Here is a 19,027-nt window from a genome sequence, read left to right on the forward strand (position 1 = left end):
TAGCAAAAAACCGAAGCTTAATGCTTGCTGCCGCCGGCACAGGTCGGCGACGCCGGGGCGGCGTCGATCTCTGCCCATTCCTGCGGGGTGTAGGTGTGCAGCGCCAACGCATGGAACTCGCCCATCAGCTCGCCGAGCGTGCCGTAGACTTTCTGGTGGCGCTTGACCCGGTTCAGGCCGTCGAACTGCGCGCTGACCACCACTGCCTTGAAGTGCGTCTGTAACCCGCGACTGTGCATATGGCTTTCATCCAGCACTTGCAGATGCTCGGGCTGAAGCAGGGCCAGCGTCGATTCGATGCGTTGTTGCATGGTCATCACGAACTCCGCTTACTTCTTCTTGGCCGGCGCAGCAGCGCCTTTCGGGTCCAGCTCTTTGGTCATGTCGTCGAGCAGCTTGTTGACGACCGGTACGGCGCTTTCAAGTTTGGCTTGGGTCATCTGGGCCGATTGCTGAGTCAGCTGTGGCATTTTTTCCAGGACTTTCTTGCCCAGTGGCGACTGGTAGAACGCGACCAGGTCTTTCAGCTCGGATTCGCTGAAGTTGCTGGTGTAGAGCTTGACCATGTCCGGCTTCAGCTTGTTCCAGCCAATGGCCTGGTCCAGCGCGGCGTTGGCCTTGGCCTGGTAGGTTTCCAGCACGGCTTTCTTGGCTTCCGGGGCTTTGGTCTGCTCAAAACGCTGAGCGAACATTTGCTGTACTTGCATGTACACCGGAGTGCCGAGTTTGTCAGCGTGAGCCAGGGTCAGGAAAGCTTCGGCACTGGCGTTGTGGCTGGCGGTATCGGCAAGCACCTGGCCGCTGGCGCAAACCAGTGCAACCGCGGTGCAGATGGCACGAAGACGAGTCATCGAGTTTCCTTTTAAGCAAAGCGAGGTCAAACCCCAAGGGCGACCATTCTGCGCCTAAAAAACCTCGTGGCTCAACCCCCGAGCCTTGCCGCGCTTGATTGGCGGGGTTTTACCGGTCAACAATCGGCTCGATGGAACCACCACGGCCGAAGCCGGCCTAAACTGCGCAAACAGACCAACAGGAGTGTGCACGATGAGCCGTATCGAAACCGACAGCCTGGGCCAGATCGAAGTCCCGGACGACGCTTACTGGGGTGCTCAGACGCAACGCTCGCTGATCAACTTCGCCATTGGTCAGGAACGCATGCCGCTGCCGGTCCTGCATGCCCTGGCCCTGATCAAGAAAGCCGCTGCCCGCGTCAACGACCGTAACGGCGATTTGCCCGCCGACATCGCCCGCCTGATCGAACAAGCCGCCGACGAAGTCCTTGACGGCCAGCACGACGACCAGTTTCCGCTCGTCGTTTGGCAGACCGGCAGCGGCACCCAGAGCAACATGAACGTCAACGAAGTGATTGCCGGTCGCGCCAACGAGCTGGCCGGTAATCCGCGCGGCGGCAAGACGCCGGTGCACCCGAACGATCACGTCAACCGCTCGCAAAGCTCCAACGACTGCTTCCCCACCGCGATGAGCATCGCCACTGCGCAAGCTGTGCAGGAGCAACTGCTGCCGGCGATTGCCGAGTTGTCCGGCGGCCTCGCCGAACTGGCGGCACGGCACATGAAACTGGTGAAGACCGGGCGCACGCACATGATGGACGCGACGCCGATCACCTTTGGTCAGGAGCTGTCCGGATTCATAGCGCAACTGGATTACGCCGAACGCGCTATTCGCGCCGCGCTGCCAGCGGTTTGCGAGTTGGCACAGGGCGGCACCGCGGTCGGTACCGGGCTGAATTCGCCGCACGGTTTCGGAGAGGCGATAGCCGCCGAACTGGCGGCGTTATCCGGTCTGCCCTTCGTCACCGCACCGAACAAGTTCGCCGCCCTCGCCGGCCACGAACCACTGACCAGTCTTTCCGGCGCACTGAAAACCCTCGCCGTGGCACTGATGAAGATCGCCAACGACCTGCGTCTGCTTGGCTCAGGTCCCCGCGCGGGTTTTGCCGAAGTGCGGCTGCCGGCGAATGAGCCGGGCAGCTCGATCATGCCGGGCAAGGTCAACCCGACCCAGTGCGAAGCGCTGTCGATGCTCGCTTGTCAGGTACTGGGCAACGACGTGACCATCGGCATTGCCGCGAGTCAGGGTCACCTGCAGTTGAACGTGTTCAAACCGGTAATCATCCATAACCTGCTGCAATCGATTCGCTTGCTTGCCGACGGTTGCAGCAACTTCCAGCAGCACTGCATTGCCGGGCTGGAGCCGGATGCCGAAGTCATGGCGCGACATCTTGAGCGTGGGTTGATGCTGGTGACGGCGCTGAACCCGCATATCGGTTATGACAAATCGGCGGAGATTGCCAAGAAGGCCTACAGCGAAGGGCTGACCTTGCGTGAGGCGGCGTTGGCATTGGGCTATCTGACCGATGAAGAGTTTGATGCGTGGGTGCGGCCGGAGAACATGATTGAGGCTGGTGCCAAGGGCTGAGTTTTGTAGCGTTTCTTAATAAGTCATCGCGAGCAGGCTCACTCCTACACGGGCAATGCGTTCCAAATGTAGGAGTGAGCCTGCTCGCGATGGCCCTGACGCGGTTAGCCTGCTGCCATCTTCATCCGCCGCGCCTTCAACCCGGCAATCAACGAAGGCCCCAACGCCACCAGCGCCGACCCCAGCACCACCAGCACCGCCCCGCCATACCCAAGCCCATTGATCTGCTCGGCATGCACATATTCGGGCCAGATCCCCGCCGCAATCGCCACCGCACCAAACGTCACCAACGGCGTGATCGCCAACGTCGCACTGACCCGCGACGCCTCCCAATGCGCCAGCGCTTCAGCGAACGCGCCGTAGGCAATCAGCGTGTTCATGCAGCACGCCAGCAACAGCCAGCCCTGCACGGGACTCAGGTTCAGCGCTGCAAGCGGATGCACCCACGGCGTCAGCAACAGGGCGCAGAACAGATAAATCACCATCATTACCTGCAACGAATTCCACACCGTCAGCAATTGCTTCTGGCCCAGCGCATAGAAGGTCCATACCGTCGATGCCAGCAGCACCAGCAAAACCCCTGCGGTGTAATCCGACAGTGAGGTCAGCAGCTCCGCCAGGCGCTGATTGAAGAACAGCACAAACCCGATCAACAGCACCGCCAAGCCAATGCCCTGGCCAATACTGAAGCGTTCCTTGAACACAAACAGACTGGCGATCAGCAACATGATCGGGCCCATTTGCACCACCAGTTGTGCGGTGCCGGGGCTGAGCAGATTGAGCCCCATCAGGTACAGCACATAGTTGCCAACCAGCCCGAGCACCGCCATCACCACCAGCCAGCCACCCTTGGGCCCGAGCACTTTGCGACTGGGCAGGCGTTTCACCGACGCCAGATAAATGAACAGGCAACCGCCGGACACCAGCAGACGAAACCAGGTCACCGTGACCGGGTCCATCACCAGCAATACCTGTTTGAGTTTGATCGGCAGGATGCCCCACAGAAACGCGGTCAGCAGCGCCAGGAACAGACCGTAGACCCAGCGACCGGATGAAATGTGCATGGAAACCCCAGAGCCTGCTGACAAGTGCGCCCATTCTAGGCGCGCAGCCGGTCACGACACAGGGACAGTTAAGGCCAGGACGCGAATAAAACTGTGCAGGTCGCAGCATTAAATTGACGCAGAGCCGTTGATCGGCTGGGCGGGCGCGCCAAGTGCTTCAGGCATAAGCTCATTGGATCCCTTTCAGCACATCAGCCGAGGAGACCGATCATGTTAGGAATGCGCGCCCAGGACCCATCCCCTGCTACGCACTTTCGCAGCGACCGGGTGTGCCGGGTCAATGGCGAACTGTTTTTCAGCACTCGGGAAAATACCCTTGAGGGGCCGTTTGAGAATGCCGAGAAGGCTGAGCAGGAAATAAAGGCTTATATCGCGCGGATGCAGCTTCTGGATTCCAACCGGACACCCAACTGATGCCATCGCGAGCAGGCTCACTCCTACAGGGGAATGCATTCCAACTGTAGGAGTGAGCCTGCTCGCGATAGCAATCCACCCGTCTACAAAACTCTTCCTGCCTTACCGCACCGCTTCAAACAACCCGGTAGCGCCCATCCCCCCGCCCACACACATGGTGACGATGCCGTAACGCACATTACGCCGCTGCAACTCGCGCACCAGATGCCCGACCTGCCGCGACCCGGTCATGCCAAACGGGTGCCCAATGGAAATCGAACCGCCATTGACGTTGTACTTTTCATTGTCGATCTCCAGCCGATCACGGCTGTACAGGCACTGCGAAGCAAACGCCTCGTTCAACTCCCACAAGTCGATATCTGCCACTTGCAAGCCCTTGGCCTTGAGCAGCTTCGGCACCGAGAACACCGGGCCGATGCCCATCTCGTCCGGTTCACAACCGGCCACGGTGAAACCACGGAAAAACGCTTTCGGCTTGAGGCCCAGTTGCAAGGCTTTTTCCAGGCTCATCACCAGTGTCATCGACGCACCGTCGGACAGTTGCGACGAGTTGCCCGCCGTCACCGAACCGTCCTCGGCGAATACCGGTTTTAGTCCAGCGAGACTTTCATAGGTGGTGTCCGGGCGGTTGCATTCGTCGCGATCCACCACGCCGTCTAGAATCTGCACTTCACCGCTGTTCTTGTCCTCGACGCGATACTTGACCGCCATCGGCACGATTTCATCGTTGAACAGCCCGGCGGCCTGCGCCTGCGCGGTGCGGATCTGGCTCTGCAACGAGTAGCGATCCTGCGCTTCACGGCTGACGCCATAACGCCGCGCAACCACTTCAGCGGTCTGACCCATCGTGTAGTAGATGCCCGGCGTCTGCTGTTTAAGCACTGGGTTGATCAAGTGATCGGTGTTGACGCTTTTCATCGTCAGGCTGATCGACTCGACGCCGCCGGCAACGATGATGTCGCTGCATCCCGAGGCGATCTGGTTGGCGGCAATCGCAATCGCCTGCAATCCCGACGAACAGAAACGGTTGAGGGTCATGCCGGCCGTGCCGGTGCCCAGACGCGACAGCACCGCGACGTTGCGGCCGATGTTGTAGCCCTGCGCGCCTTCGTTGGAACCGGCGCCGACGATGCAATCCTCGACGCTGGCCGGGTCGATGTCGTGGCGCTCGAGCAGGGCGTTGACGCAATGGGCCGCCATGTCATCGGGACGGGTCTGGTTGAACTTGCCGCGAAAGGATTTGGCCAGGCCAGTCCGCACGCTGTCGACGATCACCACTTCACGCATGGCATACCTCATTGTTGTTGTCGGTTGAGAGTGGACCGAGCATAAGTCCACTGCATCAACGACCGCGACAATCATTCACCCCGCGTATGCGCGTCTATCGGCTCAATCCTTGTGTTTCTTCGCGCGCTTGTCGGATTTCTCGAAGGCGTCTTCCAGCGCGCGGTTGATCGCGCGCAACACTTTCACCCGCGCCCAGCGCTTGTCATTGGCCTCGACCAGCGTCCACGGCGAGATTTCCGAGCTGGTGCGGTCGACCATATCGCCCACGGCAGCGCGATACGCGTCCCACTTGTCGCGGTTGCGCCAGTCGTCTTCGGTGATTTTGAAGCGCTTGAACGGGATCTCTTCGCGCGCCTGGAAACGCTCCATTTGCGTGTCCTTGTCGATGGCCAGCCAGAACTTGACCACGATCACCCCGGCGTCGGCCAGTTGCTCTTCGAAATCGTTGATTTCGCCATAGGCGCGCAGCCAGTCGGCCGGCGTGCAGAAGCCTTCGACCCGCTCCACCAAGACCCGGCCGTACCAGGAGCGGTCGAACACGGTGAACTTGCCGCGCGCCGGGATGTGCCGCCAGAAACGCCACAAGTACGGCTGCGCACGTTCTTCTTCGGTCGGTGCGGCAATCGGCACGATGTTGTATTGGCGCGGATCGAGCGCCGCCGCGACCCGACGGATCGCCCCGCCCTTGCCCGCCGCGTCGTTGCCTTCGAACACCGCCACCAACGCGTGGCGGCGCATGCGTTTGTCGCGCATCAGCCCGGACAATCGCGCCTGCTCGGTGATCAGTTGTTCTTCGTAGTCTTTCTTCTCAAGGCGCTGAGTCAAGTCGAGGCTGTCGAGCAGGTTCAACTGATCGACCGGTGTACCCAACGGCGCGGCGCTGACATCGTGGGGATGCACGTCCGGACGCTTCAGCGCATTTTGCAAACCTTCGAGGAGAATCTTGCCGACCGCCAGACTGCGGTAGTGGGCGTCGGCGCCTTCAATCACATGCCACGGCGCGTAATCACGGCTGGTACGGCGCAGCACGCGCTCGCCGTATTTGACGAACTTGTCGTAGGTTTCTGATTGCTGCCAGTCCAGCGGGCTGATGCGCCAGCTGTGCAGCGGATCATCGGCCAGTGCTTTGAGCCGCGCCTTCATCTGTTTTTTCGACAAGTGAAACCAGAATTTGAAAATCAGCGCGCCTTCATCGCAGAGCATCTTTTCCAGACGCTCGGCGCCGGCGATCGCCTGATCCAGACGCGGATCCTTGAACAAGCCGTGCACCCGTCCCTGCAGCATCTGGCTGTACCAGTTGCCGAAGAAAATGCCCATTCGCCCCTTGGCCGGAAGCATCCGCCAGTAGCGCCACGCCGGTGGCCGCGACAACTCTTCATCGGTCTGCTGATCGAACGTGCGCACTTCAATCAGGCGCGGGTCCATCCACTCGTTGAGCAGCTTGACCGTCTCGCCCTTGCCCGCCCCCTCAATGCCGTTGATCAGGATGATCACCGGGAAACGCTTCTGCTGCTGCAATTCGAACTGAGCTTCGAGCAAGGCTTCACGCAGTGCCGGGACGGCCGCATCGAAGGTGTCTTTGTCGATGGCGTGACCGATTTCAGCGGATTCAAACATGGGACGGCTCCTTCCAGGATTCAGCAAGACTAGCGGATTGGGCACAGCAGCGGCGCAGAAATTCCCGCAGGTGGTGGATTGTCCGTGAGTCAGTGACCGCAAGCCTTGCCATGGATCAAGCAGCCCCTGCGCGATCGGCTAGAATGGCGGCCTTGTCGTTGCCGAGCCTGCCATGAAACCTGTATTGCCCCACGCCCAACTCGACTGGGATGACCAGGGACGCCCGCGTTCGCGGGTGTTCGATGACGTGTATTTTTCCGACAAATCAGGTCTGGATGAAACCCGTTACGTGTTCCTCGAACAGAACCGCCTGGCCGAGCGTTTTGCCGCACTGCCGGCAGGTGGGCGACTGGTCATCGGTGAAACCGGTTTTGGCACCGGATTGAATTTTCTCTGCGCCTGGCAGTTGTTCGAGCAACACGCCGTGGCCGGTGCGCGGCTGCATTTCGTCAGTGTCGAAAAGTACCCGCTCAGCCCTGCGGATTTGCAGCGAGCCTTGGCGCTGTGGCCAGAACTCAAGCCGTTGGCCGATCAGTTACTGACGCACTACGTGGCGATTCATCAGGGCTTTCAGCGCATCACCCTGGCCAACGGTCGCGTGACATTGACGCTGTTGATCGGCGATGCACTGGAACAACTGCCGCAACTCGACGCACAGATTGACGCGTGGTTTCTCGATGGCTTCGCCCCGGCGAAAAACCCCGACATGTGGACCGCTGAACTGTTTGTCGAACTCGCACGTCTCGCAGCGCCCGGCTCGACTATCAGTACCTTCACCAGCACCGGTTGGGTACGGCGTTTGCTCAACGCTGCCGGGTTCAAAATGAAACGCACGCCGGGCATCGGCCACAAATGGGAGATCCTCCGTGGCGAATTTCTCGGCTGGCCGCAGGAAGTCGCGCCACCCGCACCGGAAAAACCCTGGTTCGCGCGCCCTGCTCCTGTCACCGGTGAGCGTCGCGCGCTGGTGATCGGCGCCGGTCTGGCCGGCTGTGCCACGGCGTCCAGTCTGGCCGCACGCGGTTGGCACGTGAGTTTGCTGGAGCGCCACGACGCCGTGGCGCAAGAAGCCTCGGGCAACCCGCAGGGCGTGCTGTACCTGAAATTGTCCGCCCACGGTACGGCGCTGTCGCAGCTGATCGTCAGCGGTTTCGGTTACACCCGGCGCCTGCTGGAAACCCTGCAACGCGGCACCGATTGGGACGGTTGCGGCGTGCTGCAACTGGCGTTCAATGCCAAGGAAGCCGAGCGCCACGCACAACTGGCTGAAGCCTTTCCCGAAGATCTGTTGCAGTGGCTGGATCAGCCCGAGGCGCAGGCCCGCGCCGGGGTCGGCGTGAGCCATGGCGGTTTGTACTATCCCGAAGGTGGCTGGGTGCATCCGCCGGCGCTGTGTCAGGCGCAAGCGGCGCAACCGAATATCGAACTGCTCAGCCATTGCGAAGCGCTGCAACTGCGCAAGGTCGATGATCAGTGGCAGGCGCTGGATGGCGACCGTGTGCTCGCCAGCGCGCCGGTCGTGGTGCTGGCCGGTGCTGCCGAGATCAAACGTTTTGCCCAGAGCGCCGAGTTGCCGCTCAAGCGCATTCGCGGGCAAATCACCCGTCTGGCCGCAACCGCAGACAGTCAGACGCTGGCCACTGTGGTCTGCGCCGAAGGCTATGTCGCCCCTGCTCGCTTGGGCGAACACACCCTGGGCGCCAGTTTCGATTTCAACAGCGATGACCTGACGCCGACCACCGCCGAACACCAAGGCAATCTGGCGATGCTCGAAGAGATCTCCAGCGACCTCGTTGCACGTCTGAACATCCGCGAACAGGCCATCGAAAGCCTTCAGGGCCGAGCAGCCTTTCGCTGCACCAGCCCTGATTATCTGCCGATAGTCGGCCCCCTCGCCGATCGCCAAGCGTTCCTCGACGCTTACGCGGTATTGAGCAAAGACGCCCGCCAGACTCCGGACATTGCCTGCCCTTGGCTGGATGGCCTATACGTCAACAGTGGCCATGGCTCGCGCGGACTGATCACTGCACCGTTATCCGGCGAGCTGCTTGCTGCCTGGCTGGACAACGAACCGCTGCCGCTGCCCAGAAGCGTGGCCGAAGCCTGTCACCCCAATCGTTTCGCCTTACGCCGGTTGATTCGCGGCAAATAGACCCTCAACCTTCGGGCATCGCACAGATGCCCAGATTGGCCAGCCGGATCGCATCGTCCGTCAAACGCGTCAACAGGCTGTTTTCAGCCATTTCCCGCGCAAGCCTGACCGCTTCCATTTCACTCAGATAGTCCGCCGAGCTCAGTGCGTCGGCCTGTTGGAACACGGCGTCCAGCTTCGGTGAAAAGGTGTTTTCGATCACGGCAAACTGGCGGTCATAGGTGCGCTTGAGATAGTCGCACCAGAACGACTGTCGCTGCATGAACGTCAACCACTCGGAGGACAGTTCGGCGGCAGTGACGTTGCTCTTCGCCATTTCCAGGTCAGCAGCGGTCACGCCCCCCAATGCAGCAAACCGCATATGTCGTGGCTGGCCGGGCAAGTTCAAGTCATCGGCGAGCCCGACGCGATAGGCCAGGCTCACTTCCAGTGGATCGGCGGTTGACGTCCTGGCTGCATGCTCCTGAGCAACCCGGTCCAGCTGATCCAGCCGAAACAGCCCACGCCCCAGTTCGAGCAACGGTTTGGCGCTAGTGATTCGGCCACCGGCAAGATTGGTTATACGGTCAACCTCTACGGCGACTTCGAGATAGCTGAAATTCATCGCCGCGCTGTCCGTGCAATTGATCGGGTTGGCGGCCAGATTCAGAACCTGATCACACAACTGTGCATCGGACTCGGCCGCCTCCAGCACGGCCCACACCCGTCGTTGCATAGCCGATTTGACCCGTGTCGAATCAGCCGTGCTGCCCAGTTCCGAAAGCAAGTGAAACAGCCCCTCAGCCCGCGAATCCTCCTTGAAAGCTGTCCAGATCCGATCACGTTTCGCCCAGTCGTGACCGACACCGTCATTGAACCAGAGCGAACGTGCCTGTTGTTCATCAAGCCGGGCAATGTCGTTCTCCAGATAGCCCATGCCGACGCCGACATTGTTGCGGTAAGTCGCCAGGTAGGTCTGGCTGGTGACGGACAACGGATTGGCACGCAGGTTGAGCGACTGGCTGAATCGCCTCGAAGTCTTGAACAACCAGCCCGGCAAATCCTTGATCTGGTTGCTGCGCAAATCCACCCAGTCCAGCGACGGCAGACGCTCCAGGCCCTTGGGCATTTCCCTCAGGCCCGTCTCGCGCAGCAACAAACGGCGTAGATCAAACATTTTGCTGACATCCGGGGTAGCCCCCAGCGAATTGGCGTTGAGATTCAAATGCTGCAGAGTGCGCAACTGGCTGAGTTTCACCAGTGTCTGTTCGGTCAGCCCGATCTGATTGTTCGCCAGACTCAAACGCTTGAGCCCGGGCATGTGCGACAGCACCTCGGGAAGTCGTGTCATCGCGTTGTCGTCGAGTTCGAGCGACTCGATTTGCTTGAACGCCTTGAGGAAATACGCGACATCGTCGCCCTGCGCCATGTTCTTCATCGACAACTGCTGAATGTGATCGAAGTTCAGCCCCGGTGGTAGCGTCGGCAAACTGGCCACGCGCATACCGTCCAGATTCAGCGTACAGACCGACTGGCCGTTTTCATCCTTGGCCCAGAACAGTCGTCGAAAACCATCCTCGATCATTTCCGCCACGGCTTTGCGGCTGTGTCGAAGTTCCCGCCAATCGCCTCCGGCCGCCTTCAACGCCGCCTCATCTTTACTCCAGGTGCGCAGCGTGGCACGCAGGTTCTGCAGATCCTGCCGCAGCGCTTGCACGCGCGTAGCCCGACTCAGCGGATCATCGCCGAGCTCATCGATCAGTGCACTGGCTTGCGCCCCGGTCAGGCTCGGATAAAGCCTTCTGACCTTGCGTACCAAGGCTCGCGGATGATTGGTCGAGGGCGACGGATCCGCCTGCATGCAAGCAGACTCAACGACAACCGAAGCGGCCTTGCCGCGGCTCAGGATCCGCTGGCTCGCTTCACGCTCATCCACAGCCGTGTCACACAGTTGGTTGCGCAGCCGCTCCGCGTCAGCCTCTACGGGGTCGGCAAAGCCTGCGGCGAAACGCTGGCGCGGCGGCAGTGCTTTGAGAACACCGCTGTAGAGCGCATCTGGATGATCGGCCACTTTGCCGAGCGACTTGCCGTCGCCACCGAACGCTTCATAACCCGCGGCGGACTTGACCAGCGTGCACGTTTTCAACGGTGGCGCTGATTCCGGGCCGATGCTCTCGATAATCGCTCCGGTGAGGGATTTGTCACGCATCACCAGGCGCAGTTCCGGGTCCCAGCCACTCAGGTGTGGCAACAACTGAATCGCCAGTCTGTCGGTGTCGGCATTGGCGATCTCAGGTAGATGAAATCCTGTCAGCGCGCGATCAAGTCGCACCTCGCTGTTGGCTGCCCGCACCCGTTGCGCCAACCTCAGCGGCAGCCGGGCGGTGTCGTTCAGGTGCACACGCTCGACGCTGGACGCCTGGTCGATCAGCGTTTGCGCATAGCGGCCAGGCAGGCTGGAAAACCCACTGCGCCACTGGCTGAGGGGGTCGGTATCGCTCTGGTCGTAACCTTTGTACAAATGTTCGAAAACTGCGCGACGATCAGCCTTGAGCGCCGCTCCCAGCGTCTTTGCCAACCACTGTTCTTCAGCGTTGGTGGCAACTTTTTTACCCAGCAAGGCCTCGACTTCTGAGCGATACAGGCCATCGATTACTGCTTGCAACAATTCACCCCTGGCCAGTTGATCCTCGGTCAGCAACACACACGCCGTGTCGTCGTGCACCTGGGTGAACGGATAGGTGGCCTTGATTTCGCCTTCGGCATCGGTGATTTCAAGGTAGCGATCTGTCGGCCAGCCGGGCAATTTCGGCAGGCCATGCAACTGCGCCTCGAGCGGTTGGCCGGAGTGGACTTCACCGAGCTCCAGCTCACGGATCAGTTGCCGCAACTGTCGCTCGATCCGCACCCGCTCCACGCTATCGCGCAGCCGGTCAGGCAGCGCCAGATTGTCATTGAAAATCCTCAACACCTCATCGTGCGAGGTACCGCTGAGCCGGCGGATCATGTCCAGATCGCTGTCGCTGAACTCACTCAGGCCCGGATCGATACGTTTGAGGGTATAGGCGGCATTGTTCCACTGCTCGGCATCATCGGTCGCCAGTCGCCAGCCGCCTTCGACATGCCGCTCAAGCGGCGGCGCGTAGGCTTGCGAGCGCCGGGGATGCTCGAGGCGCCAGACCTCTGCCTCTGGTTCATAGGTCCCGGCGAAGATGCGATGGTCGACACGGCCGAGGGTTTTGGTGCCGATCTGATAGAACTCCTCGGAGTCCTCGGCCATGGTCAACCCCCAGGGGAGTTTATGTTCATACGTGATCAGGTCGGGTTTCCACAGCCGCGGCTTACCGGCCTGATTGTGAATGGCAGTGAACTGCGCGAAAAACTCAGGGTGTGATTTCACCAGTTTTCGACCGAGCGTCCCGAGCACTTTTTGCCCTCCGGCAAACACCGCCATCGAGGCGATGTCCTCGACCACACTGAGCAAATGTGAAAGCGCTTGCTGCTGATCGCCCCGGCGCCAGTCCTCGACACCTTCGTAGACTTCACTGAGTAACTGCCCGACGGCAACGCCCATCATCAATTGCCCGAGCACCGGCACGACCAGACCCGCTACCGAGGCCACGGTGACCCCCAACTGGAGAAAATCCAGCAGACGCTTCTGGCGCACCTCCTCATCAATATCTTCGGTGGGCACCGCCAGCTTGCGCGCGTCGAGCTGCAGCTTGCCGACATGGCTTTGCGCCATGAACTCAAAGAGCGGCACCGTGATCGGCAACTGCTTGATATGACCCAGTTCGGCGGTGTCGGCGAACGTCTTGAAGAAATCCGCCTTGGCGTCCTCGTCAACACTGTTGGCGAAGTACTCCTTGTAGCGTTTTTCCTTCAATTGCCGCGTGAGGTACTGCTTGAATGCGTTGAAACTGGAATATTCATACAACGGCCGCTCTGGCTCTGCGGCCATGTACACCAGGCACCATTCCTCGGGATATGCCTCCACGGAACGGACGGAAAACACCACGACGCCCCAAATGCAACTGTCGAGGATCTCGATGCCTTGCATGATCAGGGGGTGTTTGTTGTAAACCAGCGTTTTCGGCGACACCTGACCGTCGGCGTCGAGCAGCGTCTGCAGCGTTTGCACGCCCATCGGTGTGAGGTGGTTTTTGAGTGCGGCCAAGTGCACGTCCAGTTGCAACAGCAACCGTTTCATCTTCGCGACATCGCGGGTCATGGTACTGGTGGCAATCACCTTGCCATCGCTGCTGCGCAGACCGAAGACCTGCTGAAAATGTTCCTGATAACGCCGCCCCAGGTCCAGTTCCCGGCAAAGCGCGGCGAAGGTGGCCGGGGTCAATCCGTTCACGCCGGCCGGCGCACTGCTCAGCCGAACCAGACTGCCATCCGGAAAGGCGCCACCGGCCTCGTCCTCGCTGAAGTTCTGCATCGCCGCCTGCAGCAGCGACTGCGTCGCGTGCGGAACAGTTTGAATACCGTCCTCGTCGGTCGAGGTGGCAGGGCAACCGCAGTCGACTCCCGGCAAGCTCAAGAGATCTTTCTCGACATCGAAGTCCGCCGACCATTTGCCGTTGAGGGCACGGGTCAGTTCGTCGATGCAGAACGTCTGCAGCGGTTTCAGCGCGAGCAGATCCTCGTCGACCGCCAACTGCACTGAATGCAGGTCACGTGCGGTCTGATCAATGGCGGCCAACGTGGCCCTCGGCGCTTTCAGTAAATGATCCGGCAGACTTTGCTGCAAGGTTTGCGCGAGATCGAGATCGTCCGTGGACTCCAGTAGTGTGCGCAGTATCGAGGTGTGCAACAGCTGTTCTTTATTGATTTGGGTTGGCATCGGCAATAGTCCTTTATTGCGGGTTTATCCGCTCACCCTATCGATATTTTATAAAAAACAAAAACAGCTTTTGCAGACGGACACTTGATGCACACACGCGCCATGAACAGGCGGTATATAGTTATATTTACCAACCAAAATACCGTTCACTCCACGCCCCAAACGATCAATCAATGAAGTTATTACTTCGCGACCGATCGACCTAACATGCTGACTTCTATCCAAGACGAGGTTTCACGCATGTCGATAACAACGGAAAAAAATGCCATCCCCGCGACAAATGGAATAACGCTCGAAACACGACCTGAAGATCAATCACCTAGAACCGACCCCGTAAGGCTTGCCGACTTCCGTACAACAGTCGAAGAAGCGTTGCCCTACCGCAACCGCATTAATGAATTGCTGAACACGCTTGAAACGCCGGAAAACTTCTGCCGACGAACGCTGCAGCATGTGCTCAACCACGCTTATGCAAGGCCATTGCGCATCAACGATTCCATCAGGCTCAAACCCGCCAAGGCCACGGATCAAGGCCTGTACACCTACACCCTGCTACAGGCGGCGATGCTGAACTTCACCGAGGACGAAGTGGCCGCCGGTTATTTCTCCAGCGACAGCGAGGTTCTGTGCAATGTTGAAGAAACCTCAGGCAACGGTTCGCCCCCGATCAAGATCACGGCACAGGCGTTTGCCGGGTTGAGTCGCCAACTTGATCTCGGCGGCGAATACCAGAAGCACGTAGCCCGCACCTTTAAAGTCTCAAGCATCGAGCTGTTTGGCAGCCGCCTGCACAAATTCAACATGAAACTCGCGGTGTACGAGAAGTACTTCAGCAACCTCGACTTTCCGTTACACCGCCTGTTTACCTTATTAAAATTAACCAACGAAGATGATGACATCACCCACGGCCAGGCCTTCAACAACGCAAACATCAAATTGTATTCAGTGCAACTGTTTGGCAAATACACTACCGATGCCGTTGTGATCGCCTGCCGCCAGACTGAGCAATCGACAAAAGACAGTTACATCCTCTACATCCCTAATGATCCAGCTGAGGGTTTTTACAGAGACGACAACGAAGAGCAGTGTAAATATCGCTTGGGCGTCAACTTCATTTCGAATGAAACATTGCAGAAGCTGTTGATTTCGCAACTCACCAACGCCGAACAGAACGTGTTTCCGGCAAATAACCTGAGTAGCATTTCCTTTGTAGAGGACATCACCTTTTTACCGTTGGAGAAAGGCCTCTATAAACACCTCTTTGATCGCTATCTGGACAAGCTGTCCGCAGACGCCAGAGACATCGCGGTGCCGGTTGCCAATGTCAATGACCCTGCTCACGCCGATCGGCGAAACGTTCAAGCGTCACGATTCCAGGAAGGGGGTGCAGCCTTGATCAATGACCTTTCAACAACCGCGGTACCTTCATCCGAAGCCTTATAACTTATCGTTCTAAAACTCCACTTACCGGGGCGGGTCAGTTTCTGAGTACCCGCCCTTCTGGCGAGGTACGGCTTGACCCCTCCCCAACGGAAAAACCGGTAAGGATTTTATGTGCGGATTAGCTGGCGAGTTACGTTTTGATCAACAACCTGCAGACCTTGCAGCGATCGAGAGAATCACCCATCACCTGGCCCCTCGCGGCCCCGACGCGTGGGGCTTCCATGCCCAAGGGCCGATTGCCCTGGGCCATCGTCGCCTGAAAATCATGGACCTGTCGGACGGCTCGGCGCAGCCGATGATCGACAGCCAACTGGGCTTGTCCCTGGCCTTCAACGGCGCGATCTACAACTTCCCGGAACTGCGCGCCGAACTCGAAGCGCTGGGCTACGCCTTCTACTCCGGTGGCGACACCGAGGTGCTGCTCAAGGGCTACCACGCCTGGGGCGAAGCCTTGCTGCCGAAGCTCAACGGCATGTTCGCGTTTGCCATTTGGGAACGCGACGCCAAGCGCTTGTTCATTGCCCGCGACCGTCTCGGCGTGAAGCCGTTGTACCTGTCGCGTACCGGCCAACGCCTGCGCTTTGCCTCGGCATTGCCGGCGCTGCTCAAGGGCGGCGACATCAACCCGATCCTTGATCCGGTGGCGCTCAATCACTACCTGAATTTCCATGCCGTGGTCCCGGCGCCACGCACGTTGCTGGCAGGCATCGAGAAACTGCCGCCAGCCACGTGGATGCGTGTTGAAGCCGATGGCACCACCGAGCAGAAAACCTGGTGGACCCTGCCCTACGGCCCACACGACGACGAGAAAAATCTGACGCTGGAAGACTGGGTCGACCGCGTCCTCGACAGCACTCGCGAGGCGGTGGCGATTCGTCAACGTGCGGCGGTGGATGTCGGTGTGCTGCTGTCCGGCGGCGTCGATTCGAGCCTGCTCGTCGGCCTGTTGCGTGAAGTCGGTGTGGAAAACCTGTCGACCTTCTCCATCGGTTTCCAGGATGCCGGCGGTGAGCGCGGTGACGAGTTTCAGTATTCCGACCTGATCGCCAAGCATTACGGCACTCAGCACCACCAATTGCGCATCGACGAGAAAGAGATCATCGAGCAACTGCCCGCCGCGTTCCGCGCGATGAGCGAGCCAATGGTCAGCCATGACTGCATCGCCTTCTATCTGCTGTCGCGCGAAGTGGCCAAGCACTGCAAAGTGGTGCAGAGCGGTCAGGGCGCGGACGAGTTGTTCGCCGGTTATCACTGGTATCCGCAAGTCGACGGCGCGGCCGATCCGTACACGGCCTATCGCAACGCTTTTTTCGACCGCAGCTACGACGACTACGCCGCCACCGTGCAGCCGAAATGGCTGACTGCGCATGACGCGGCCGGTGACTTTGTGAAAGAACATTTCGCCCAGCCCGGCGCCGACGCAGCCGTCGACAAAGCCCTGCGCCTGGACAGCACGGTGATGCTGGTCGATGACCCGGTCAAACGTGTCGACAACATGACTATGGCCTGGGGCCTGGAGGCGCGTACGCCGTTTCTCGACTATCGACTGGTTGAACTCTCGGCCCGAGTGCCGGGCCAGTTCAAGCTGCCCGATGGCGGTAAACAAGTGCTCAAAGAAGCCGCGCGTCGGGTCATCCCGAGTGAAGTGATCGACCGCAAAAAAGGCTACTTCCCGGTGCCCGGCCTCAAGCACTTGCAGGGCGATACGCTGAACTGGGTGCGCGAACTGCTGCTTGATCCGAGCCAGGATCGCGGCCTGTTCAACCCGGCCATGCTCGACAAACTGCTGACTGATCCGCAAGGCCAACTGACGCCGTTGCGCGGTTCGAAGCTGTGGCAACTGGCAGCCCTGAACCTGTGGCTCAGTGAACAAGGAATCTGATTAATGAAACCCCACGCCACGGCCATCAACCAACGGCTGCTACGCGGTCAGACGCCGTCCTATGAACGCTTGCAGGCGCGCCTGGCCGAAGACGGCAGCACGCTGGCCGCCGAGCCGATTGCGCTGCATTGCGGCTGGGGCCGGTTGCTGATCGGCCACACCTTTCCCGACCCGGCATCGCTGGCTCAGGAACTGCTCAAAGAGCAGCCCGGCGAACGCGACATCGCCCTGTACGTCGCTGCGCCGCAGCAGATTCTCGGCCTTGAACCGACACAACTGTTTCTCGACCCGTCCGACACCTTGCGCCTGTGGTTCAGCGATTACCGCCAGGCCACCCGAGTGTTTCGCGGGTTCCGCATTCGTCGTGCACAAAGCGAGGCGGACTGGCAGGCGATCAACCAGTTGTATCAGGCGCGCGGCATGTTGCCGATCGACGCCACGCTGCTGACCCCGCACCATCAGGGCGGCCCGGTGTACTGGCTGGCCGAGGACGAGGACAGCGGCGCGGTGATTGGCAGCGTCATGGGCCTGAACCATCAAAAAGCCTTCAACGACCCGGAAAACGGCAGCAGCCTGTGGTGCCTCGCGGTTGATCCGCAGTGCTCGCGCCCGGGTGTCGGCGAAGTGCTGGTGCGGCACCTGATCGAGCACTTCATGAGTCGTGGTCTGAGTTATCTGGACCTGTCGGTGCTACACGACAACCGTCAGGCGAAAAACCTCTACGCCAAGCTCGGTTTCCGCAACCTGTCGACCTTTGCCATCAAGCGCAAGAACGGTATCAACCAGCCGCTGTTTCTCGGCCCGGGGCCAGAAGCGCAGTTCAATCCCTACGCGCGGATCATCGTTGAAGAAGCCCATCGGCGCGGCATCGACGTGCAGGTCGATGACGCCGATGCCGGGCTGTTCACCCTCAGTCACGGCGGCCGTCGCGTACGTTGCCGGGAATCGCTGAGCGACCTGACCAGCGCGATCAGCATGAGTCTGTGTCAGGACAAAAGCCTGACGCACAAAGTCCTGAAAGGCGCCGGGCTGAACCTGCCCTCGCAGCAACTGGCCGGTAATGCCGACGACAATCTGGCCTTTCTCGATGAGCATCAACGGGTGGTGGTCAAGCCCCTCGACGGTGAGCAGGGTCAGGGCGTGGCGGTGGATTTGCAAAGCATCGAGGAGCTGCAGCAAGCCATCGAAACGGCGAAGCAGTTTGATAGCCGTGTGCTGCTGGAAAGCTTCCACGAAGGCCTTGATCTGCGGATTCTGGTGATCGGTTTTGAAGTGGTCGCGGCAGCGATTCGCAATCCGGCGGAAGTGGTCGGCGATGGTCAGCATTCGGTCGGCGCGTTGATCGAAGCGCAGAGTCGTCGGCGGCAAGCGGCCACCAGCGGCGAGAGCAAGATTCCGCTGGACCACGAAACCCAGCGCACTTTGCATGCCGCGGGTTACGACTACAGCAGCATTTTGCCGGCGGGTGAGCATCTGTTTGTCCGGCGCACGGCGAATCTGCACACCGGCGGCACGCTGGAAGATGTCACGGCGATTCTGCACCCGACGCTGATCGATGCGGCGGTACGGGCGGCACGGGCGCTGGATATTCCGATGGTCGGCCTCGACTTGATGGTGCCCGCCGCGGATCAACCCGAGTACGTGTTTATCGAGGCCAACGAGCGCGCCGGGTTGGCCAACCATGAGCCGCAACCGACGGCGGAGCGGTTTGTCGATTTGTTGTTTCCGCACAGTCAGCCGGCTATTTAACCCTTTCCTGATCGTTCCCACGTCGAGGCGTCGAACCGTCTGCGTGGGAACGCCTCACCGGACGCTCTGCGTCCACTCTTGGGACGCAGAGCGTCCCCGGCTGCATTCCCACGCAGAGCGTGGGAACGATCAGTGCTCAACCCATCAGGAGT

At 60.0% G+C, this 19,027-nt stretch carries 12 protein-coding genes; 6 read left to right on the forward strand and 6 right to left on the reverse strand.

Annotation, left to right across the window (positions count from 1 at the left end):
- Positions 1 to 17: 17 nt before the first annotated feature.
- Positions 18 to 317, reverse strand: coding sequence for a BolA family protein (locus ACWR1S_RS19095; RefSeq protein ID WP_064120325.1), 300 nt, complete (start codon positions 315 to 317; stop codon positions 18 to 20).
- 12 nt (positions 318 to 329) lie between these two features.
- Positions 330 to 851 carry a DUF2059 domain-containing protein gene (locus tag ACWR1S_RS19100; RefSeq protein WP_034155305.1) on the reverse strand — a complete coding sequence of 174 codons (522 nt, stop codon included), beginning with the start codon at positions 849 to 851 and terminating at the stop codon, positions 330 to 332.
- A gap of 193 nt (positions 852 to 1,044) precedes the next feature.
- Between ACWR1S_RS19100 and ACWR1S_RS19105 the strand changes: the two genes are divergently transcribed.
- Positions 1,045 to 2,439 carry a class II fumarate hydratase gene (locus ACWR1S_RS19105; RefSeq protein WP_007908383.1) on the forward strand — a complete coding sequence of 465 codons (1,395 nt, stop codon included), beginning with the start codon at positions 1,045 to 1,047 and terminating at the stop codon, positions 2,437 to 2,439.
- A gap of 104 nt (positions 2,440 to 2,543) precedes the next feature.
- On the opposite strand, the gene ACWR1S_RS19110 is transcribed toward ACWR1S_RS19105, so the two are convergent.
- The gene (locus tag ACWR1S_RS19110; protein ID WP_454564581.1) at positions 2,544 to 3,503 is read right to left on the reverse strand and encodes a DMT family transporter; all 960 of its coding nucleotides are present in this window, start codon (positions 3,501 to 3,503) and stop codon (positions 2,544 to 2,546) included.
- 210 nt (positions 3,504 to 3,713) lie between these two features.
- Here ACWR1S_RS19110 and ACWR1S_RS19115 point away from each other — a divergent pair, with 210 nt between their 5' ends.
- Complete coding sequence (locus tag ACWR1S_RS19115; protein WP_454564582.1) at positions 3,714 to 3,917, forward strand: DUF6316 family protein; 204 nt, start codon at positions 3,714 to 3,716, stop codon at positions 3,915 to 3,917.
- Between the two features lie 102 nt (positions 3,918 to 4,019).
- On the opposite strand, the gene ACWR1S_RS19120 is transcribed toward ACWR1S_RS19115, so the two are convergent.
- The gene (locus ACWR1S_RS19120; protein WP_454564583.1) at positions 4,020 to 5,204 is read right to left on the reverse strand and encodes a thiolase family protein; all 1,185 of its coding nucleotides are present in this window, start codon (positions 5,202 to 5,204) and stop codon (positions 4,020 to 4,022) included.
- Positions 5,205 to 5,306: 102 nt separating this feature from the next.
- Positions 5,307 to 6,821 carry a polyphosphate:AMP phosphotransferase gene (gene pap, locus ACWR1S_RS19125; protein WP_454564584.1) on the reverse strand — a complete coding sequence of 505 codons (1,515 nt, stop codon included), beginning with the start codon at positions 6,819 to 6,821 and terminating at the stop codon, positions 5,307 to 5,309.
- Between the two features lie 172 nt (positions 6,822 to 6,993).
- Between pap and mnmC the strand changes: the two genes are divergently transcribed.
- Positions 6,994 to 8,973: a bifunctional tRNA (5-methylaminomethyl-2-thiouridine)(34)-methyltransferase MnmD/FAD-dependent 5-carboxymethylaminomethyl-2-thiouridine(34) oxidoreductase MnmC gene (mnmC, locus tag ACWR1S_RS19130; RefSeq protein ID WP_454564585.1), complete on the forward strand. Its 1,980-nt coding sequence runs from the start codon at positions 6,994 to 6,996 to the stop codon at positions 8,971 to 8,973.
- 4 nt (positions 8,974 to 8,977) lie between these two features.
- On the opposite strand, the gene ACWR1S_RS19135 is transcribed toward mnmC, so the two are convergent.
- The gene (locus ACWR1S_RS19135; protein ID WP_454564586.1) at positions 8,978 to 13,801 is read right to left on the reverse strand and encodes an NEL-type E3 ubiquitin ligase domain-containing protein; all 4,824 of its coding nucleotides are present in this window, start codon (positions 13,799 to 13,801) and stop codon (positions 8,978 to 8,980) included.
- Between the two features lie 207 nt (positions 13,802 to 14,008).
- Between ACWR1S_RS19135 and ACWR1S_RS19140 the strand changes: the two genes are divergently transcribed.
- From ACWR1S_RS19140 to ngg, 3 genes are all read left to right on the forward strand, one after another.
- Complete coding sequence (locus ACWR1S_RS19140) at positions 14,009 to 15,244, forward strand: dermonecrotic toxin domain-containing protein (RefSeq protein WP_454564587.1); 1,236 nt, start codon at positions 14,009 to 14,011, stop codon at positions 15,242 to 15,244.
- 109 nt (positions 15,245 to 15,353) lie between these two features.
- Positions 15,354 to 17,126, forward strand: coding sequence for an N-acetylglutaminylglutamine amidotransferase (locus ACWR1S_RS19145; protein WP_454564588.1), 1,773 nt, complete (start codon positions 15,354 to 15,356; stop codon positions 17,124 to 17,126).
- A gap of 3 nt (positions 17,127 to 17,129) precedes the next feature.
- On the forward strand, positions 17,130 to 18,875 hold the full coding sequence (gene ngg / locus ACWR1S_RS19150; RefSeq protein WP_454564589.1) for an N-acetylglutaminylglutamine synthetase: 1,746 nt from the start codon (positions 17,130 to 17,132) through the stop codon (positions 18,873 to 18,875).
- The last annotated feature ends 152 nt before the right edge of the window (positions 18,876 to 19,027 follow it).

The organism is Pseudomonas sp. AIG (assembly GCF_977020205.1).

Excerpts from the sequence above, each read along its gene's own strand:
- ACWR1S_RS19095 (WP_064120325.1), bottom strand. The coding sequence starts at position 317 with ATGACCATGCAACAACGCATCGAATCGACGCTGGCCCTGCTTCAGCCC.
- ACWR1S_RS19100 (WP_034155305.1), bottom strand. The coding sequence starts at position 851 with ATGACTCGTCTTCGTGCCATCTGCACCGCGGTTGCACTGGTTTGCGCC.
- ACWR1S_RS19105 (WP_007908383.1), top strand. The coding sequence starts at position 1,045 with ATGAGCCGTATCGAAACCGACAGCCTGGGCCAGATCGAAGTCCCGGAC.
- ACWR1S_RS19110 (WP_454564581.1), bottom strand. The coding sequence starts at position 3,503 with ATGCACATTTCATCCGGTCGCTGGGTCTACGGTCTGTTCCTGGCGCTG.
- ACWR1S_RS19115 (WP_454564582.1), top strand. The coding sequence starts at position 3,714 with ATGTTAGGAATGCGCGCCCAGGACCCATCCCCTGCTACGCACTTTCGC.
- ACWR1S_RS19120 (WP_454564583.1), bottom strand. The coding sequence starts at position 5,204 with ATGCGTGAAGTGGTGATCGTCGACAGCGTGCGGACTGGCCTGGCCAAA.
- pap (WP_454564584.1), bottom strand. The coding sequence starts at position 6,821 with ATGTTTGAATCCGCTGAAATCGGTCACGCCATCGACAAAGACACCTTC.
- mnmC (WP_454564585.1), top strand. The coding sequence starts at position 6,994 with ATGAAACCTGTATTGCCCCACGCCCAACTCGACTGGGATGACCAGGGA.
- ACWR1S_RS19135 (WP_454564586.1), bottom strand. The coding sequence starts at position 13,801 with ATGCCAACCCAAATCAATAAAGAACAGCTGTTGCACACCTCGATACTG.
- ACWR1S_RS19140 (WP_454564587.1), top strand. The coding sequence starts at position 14,009 with ATGCTGACTTCTATCCAAGACGAGGTTTCACGCATGTCGATAACAACG.
- ACWR1S_RS19145 (WP_454564588.1), top strand. The coding sequence starts at position 15,354 with ATGTGCGGATTAGCTGGCGAGTTACGTTTTGATCAACAACCTGCAGAC.
- ngg (WP_454564589.1), top strand. The coding sequence starts at position 17,130 with ATGAAACCCCACGCCACGGCCATCAACCAACGGCTGCTACGCGGTCAG.